Raw genomic sequence first — 5,987 nt, forward strand, 5'->3', positions numbered from 1 at the left:
GGCGTATTTTACCACGCAATCTTTTTGGTACAACAATACAAACCTCGAAGAGCCTTATTATCATTGGATGAACACAGGCTTAAAAGCAAAGGGAAATCTTGAATTTATTTATCGCGGCAATCATTATCTCGGGCATGAAGGCGAGTACAGCGATTGGCCGATCAATAAACAGAATGGAAAGAACATTTCATTTTACGATAATAATAATTTTGGGGGCTACAAATCCTATCATGTGTTTGGGCGGTATACCGATTTTTTTGGCGCTTACTGGCATGATGATGATTTTGGCATGGCACGTTATGCGCCGCATGATGAAAAACCCGGGAAGAAAATCTGGATATGGGGTTTATCGCAACAGGGAATGATCTGGGAAAAATTATTAACGGATACGGATGGCCAATATGTAGAAGTGCAATCCGGGCGGTTGTTTAACCAGTCTGCCGAGGGAAGTACTTTCACTCCATTTAAACATAAAAGCTTTGCGCCTTATGGCACAGATACCTGGAAAGAGTATTGGTACCCCGTTTTAAGAACCGGTGGATTTGTAGAGGCTAATGAATACGGCGCTTTGAATATAGAATATGAAAATGACTGGTTAAAAATATATTTTAACCCGGTTCAAAAGATTGACGATTCGCTGGAAGTAAGAGAGGGAGATAAAATTATTTACAATAAAAAAATTAAACTTGATCCGCTAAAGACTTTCGTTGATTCGGTGAAGGCAAATGTTGATATCAATAACCTTGTAGTATCGTTGGGAGTGAATAAACTTATTTATAAAACCAGTCCGGATGCTTATGACCTAAGCCGTCCTTTGGATACACCTGCTGATTTCGACTGGAATTCTTCGTATGGTTTATATATACAAGGACAAGAATTCTGTGATGAAAAAATGTACGAAGAAGCGGAACTAAAATTGAAAGCATCTGTTCAAAAAGATCATAATTTCTTACCTGCGTTAGTTAAAACGGCAGAACTAACGTACAGGAATATGCGATATTCTGATGCACTTCAATTTGCAAAAAGAGCGCTAAGTATCAACACATACGATGGAGGCGCGAACTACTACTATGGTCTTATAAATGAAAAGCTTGGTAATTTTGTTGATGCTATCGATGGCTTTGATCTGGCAACTTTATCGATCGAATACCGAAGCCCGGCCTATACAGCTTTAAGTAATATTTATCTCAGGCAAAAAAATTGGGAAAAGGCATTAAGCTATTCTTCCAGCGCAATAGACTTTAACCGTTATAACATTGCGGCATTGCAAACTCAGGCTATTGTTTACCGTTATGAAGATAAGAGGAAAGCCGCCAACCGGGTATTGGATACAATCCTGTCATTTGATCCACTGAACCATTTTGCTTTGTTTGAAAAATATTTATGGGATTCTTCAGCAGAAAATCAACGGCATTTTACTAATAATATAACGAATGAACAGCCGGTGCAGACTTACCTTGAATTAGCCATTGGCTACTATGATGATGGTTGTATGGAAGAAAGCAAAAAGTTATTGGAACTTTGCCCTGCCAATGATCTTGCTTATTACTGGAAAGCTTTTTTGCAGAATAAGCAAGGTGAATCTTTTTCCAAATCGCTGGATAACGCTAACAGTCTCTCACCCGCGTTTGTATTTCCCTTCCGGCCGGAGGATGAAGATGTTTTGCTCTGGGCATCAAAACAAAGTGACAACTGGAAACCGAAATATTACCTTGGGTTATTATATAAGAGCAGGAATCGTATCGATGAGAGCAGGAAACTTTTTTCAGCGTGTGGGGACGAACCAAAGTTTGCTCCTTTCTATGCAGCAAGGGCGGCACTATTTTCAGGAATAGCAGATGATCAATCCTTGACTGATCTTAAAAAGGCTAACGATTTGGACAAAGATGAATGGCGATATTATAAATTGCTTGGAGATTTTTATATGGATCACGAGGAATATTCGAAAGCGCTCGAAGTTGTTGAACCGTATTATAAAAAACATCCGGCAAATTATATTATGGGCATGTTATATGCGAAAACATTATTGCTTAATAAACGCTACAAAGATTGCTCTGCGTTGCTATCCAGCTTAGACATACTTCCTTTTGAAGGCGCCACTATCGGGCGCGAATTGTATCATGAAGCTGAATTAATGCAGGCAATAAATGCAATGAAAAAAAATAATTATAAAGAAGCGCTTTCCTTCATCAGCGATGCAAAAGAATGGCCTGAGAATTTAGGAGTGGGGAAACCCTACACAGACAACATCGATGAACGCTTAGAAGATTGGATGAGTTATGTATGTTATAATAAGATGGGGAAAAAACAACTTGCGTCTAATTCATTAAAAATGATAATGGATTTTAAACCAAAGATCGAAAATACTGTTAGAAATTTTATACCCGCCAACGAATTAATAACAGCCTGGGCTATGGAAAAACTGGCTTCAAAGGCTAAAGCAAGCGAATGGTTACAACACGAGGTAAAAAAATATCCTTCAAATAAAATAGTTGAATGGTGTTGGCAAATTTTTGAAAATGGGCAGTCTGATATACCAGTGGCTAATAATTCGGAGGCGAGCCTGATAAAAGAATTAGGACTGTTTAAATAATATGCCATAACCCATCAATTAATTTGAGCGTCAAAAAACTGCGCAATCGTTTGCGTTAATAATTCCAGAGGTGATTTCTTAAGTTTGGTATATTGTGTCATTTTTACATTTGAATTTCTTTAGACAGGGATCATTACGCAGGTATTTATGAAAAGACTATTTATTTTACTTGTCCTTGCGTTTACGGGCTCCTTTTGTTTTGCACAGCAAAAACACACTTTTGAAATAAAGGACGGTTCTTTTATCTATGATGGGAAATCGATCCAGATCCATTCCGGCGAAATGCATTTTGCCAGGGTTCCTAAAGAATACTGGAGACAGCGGTTGGAAATGATAAAGGCTATGGGGCTGAATACGGTCGCTACGTATGTCTTCTGGAATTATCACGAAACATCGCCCGGTGTTTGGGATTTTAAAACAGATAGCAGGAATATTCGGGAATTTTTGAAAACTGCGCAAGAGGTTGGTCTCATGGTAATCTTACGACCCGGACCTTATGCATGTGCTGAGTGGGAATTTGGCGGGTATCCATGGTGGTTAGAAAAAGAAAAATCATTGGTAATACGTGCCTATAACCAACCATTTTTAGATTCCTGTAAAACCTATATAAATAAGCTGGCCGGGCAGGTGAAAGATTTGCAGGTTACCCACGGAGGGCCGATTATTATGGTACAGGCTGAAAATGAATTTGGTTCTTATGTAGCACAGCGAAAAGATATTTCCTTGAAAGACCATAAAGCTTATAGTGCTGCCATTAAACAAGAATTGACCGACGCAGGTTTTGATGTCCCCTTATTTACGTCCGATGGAAGCTGGTTGTTTAATGGCGGTACTATTGCAGGTGCTTTACCAACCGCTAATGGAGAGGATAACATTGAAGCCCTGAAGAAAGTAGTTAACGAATACCACGATGGAAAGGGGCCGTATATGGTTGCGGAATTTTACCCCGGATGGTTAGATCATTGGGCCGAGCCCTTCCAAAAAGTGTCTACTGAAAAAGTTGTCGAACAAAGCGAAAAATATTTAAAGGCCGGTGTTTCATTTAGCTTTTATATGGTTCACGGCGGAACAAATTTTGGTTTCACCAGCGGAGCTAACTATAATGGAGAGCATAATATTCAGCCTGATATAACCAGCTATGATTATGATGCGCCCATAAACGAAGCGGGTTGGGAGACTCCTAAATACAAAGCTTTAAGGGAATTGTTTCAAAAATATGTTTCTTATAAAATTCCCGTTGTGCCGGCACATCCACCCGTAATAACTATTCCTTCAATAGAATTAAATAAAGCCGTCGATCTTTTTGATCTTACAAAGAAAATAGTTCCGGTTGTAAGCGATACTCCTCAAACTTTTGAATCGTTAAACCAGGGCTATGGATATGTTTTATATTCAAAAAAAATTGACAAACATATAAAGGGAAAATTAGAAATTAATGGATTGAGAGACTATGCAATCGTTTATGTGAACGGAAAAAAGATTGCAACGCTTAATCGTGTTTTCAATAATTATTCCTGTGACATCAACTTACCTCTGAATGCCACACTAGATATTTTGGTTGAGAACATGGGTCGAATAAATTATGGTGCCGAAATCGTTCACAATCTCAAAGGCATCATAAGCCCCGTAACGATCGATTCCATAGAAATAAAAGGCGATTGGAAAATGTATCGCTTTCCAATGAATGCAGAACCGGATTTGAAATCTTTTAAAAGCGATTATGTTGATGCTCATCCGGTGATCTACGATGGTTCATTTAATTTGATAAAAACCGGTGATGCGTTTTTAGACATGCGTTCGTGGGGTAAAGGAATCGTTTTTGTGAATGGCCATAACCTGGGACGGTACTGGCATGCGGGCCCGCAACAAACTTTATATCTGCCCGGTTGCTGGCTACGTAAAGGGAGAAATACTATCAGTATTTTTGAGCAGGAAAATGACGAGCGCCATAAAGATATAAGTTCGATTAGCGCACCAATATTGGATGAATTAAAAAAGTAAGAAGAGGAAAGATTGGTTCATGACGATTAAAAGTTCCACTGTAAAATAAGTTTCATTCCATTGCTTATTTCAATTTAAGATTTCAATTAAAAACCGCTTTGGAATTTTACTTCTAAACCGGTCATGCAGCTATAAATGGATGTTATTGCTTTTGTAGTTTGCTATTGAAATTTAATTCTTGATTAGAAACATTCATCTAATAAATTCCGGGCTTTATTTACCCATCATAATAAGCATATATTTTAGAATTATTGCCCGATTTTTTTAAATAAATGATTATTTATTCAATTGTCGGTACGAACATTGTGAGGTAAAAATTAAAACATTTTATATGAACACAAATCGATTAAGCGAAACTTTGCGTACAGCATTAAATACTCAAATGACAAAAGAAGCCTATGCTTCACAAATCTATTTGTCATACGGTTCGTGGGCGGCAGTGCAAGGTTATGATGGAATATCCAACTTCCTGTTTCGTCATGCAAATGAAGAACGAACTCACATGATGAAAATTTTGGAATACATAATTGAAAGGGGGGCTAAAGCAAGTGTTGAAGCTATTGAAGCCCCGCCCGCCGATCCGAAAAATGTACAGGACTGTTTTGAAAAAACTTTCGCCCATGAAATTGACAATACGAATGGTATATATAAAATCGTGAAAATGAGCCATGATGAGGGAGACTGGGCAACATGGAATTTTATGCAGTGGTTCGTTAAAGAGCAAACTGAAGAAGAAACCATGGTAATGAATATGCTTGACAAATTAAAAATTGCCGGAGGCGAAAACGCTTCGGGAGAATCTCTTTATTCGCTGGACAGGGATATGAGAAGCACACCCGATGATGCCGAACTTGCGCAGGATAAAACGGTGGAGAATCCATAGCCGTTTAAAACGCTGATAGCAGTAATTTAGCGATTACTCTTATACGTTATATCATAAGGAAGTTATAACGCCCTCGATTAATTCGCTCAGTGTTTTATCAGCTTCTCCCGCTACTTTAATTATTTCAGTAATGTCTACAGGCTTTAGATTGTCCGGGTCACATTCATCTGTGATTACACTCACCGCTGCGCAGTGCATACCTATATGATTCGCGACTATTACTTCGGGAACCGTGCTCATCCCGACCATGTCAGCTCCAATACTTCTTATATACCTGTATTCGGCACGGGTTTCAAGATTAGGCCCGCGAACGGCTGCGTATATTCCTTTCTTTAAATTGATTGAAAGATTACTCGCCGAAGTGGTGAACAGCAGATTAAGTTTTTCATTATAAGGAGCACTCATATCCACAAACCTGTTTCCAAAGGCGCTATCATTCACACCACGCAAAGGGTTCTCCGGCAATAAATTTATATGGTCATCAATTAAAACAAGATCACTTTTTTTAAA

At 38.5% G+C, this 5,987-nt stretch carries 4 protein-coding genes; 3 read left to right on the forward strand and 1 reads right to left on the reverse strand.

Translation table 11 applies throughout. The features are described 5' to 3' along the window. From ACO1O5_RS10080 to ACO1O5_RS10090, 3 genes are all read left to right on the forward strand, one after another. Positions 1-2,593: DUF5107 domain-containing protein (locus tag ACO1O5_RS10080; protein ID WP_486269818.1), on the forward strand; the 2,593-nt coding region annotated here is incomplete at its 5' end. 147 nt (positions 2,594-2,740) lie between these two features. Continuing rightward, on the forward strand, positions 2,741-4,594 hold the full coding sequence (locus tag ACO1O5_RS10085) for a glycoside hydrolase family 35 protein (protein ID WP_486269820.1): 1,854 nt from the start codon (positions 2,741-2,743) through the stop codon (positions 4,592-4,594). Between the two features lie 331 nt (positions 4,595-4,925). Next, positions 4,926-5,477, forward strand: a complete 552-nt coding sequence (locus ACO1O5_RS10090; protein ID WP_486269822.1) for a ferritin — start codon at positions 4,926-4,928, stop codon at positions 5,475-5,477. A 51-nt stretch (positions 5,478-5,528) separates the two neighbouring features. Here ACO1O5_RS10090 and ACO1O5_RS10095 read toward each other — a convergent pair. Further along, the coding region (locus tag ACO1O5_RS10095) for a purine-nucleoside phosphorylase (protein WP_486269824.1) at positions 5,529-5,987 on the reverse strand (459 nt) is incomplete at its 5' end.

The organism is Ginsengibacter sp. (assembly GCF_057362405.1).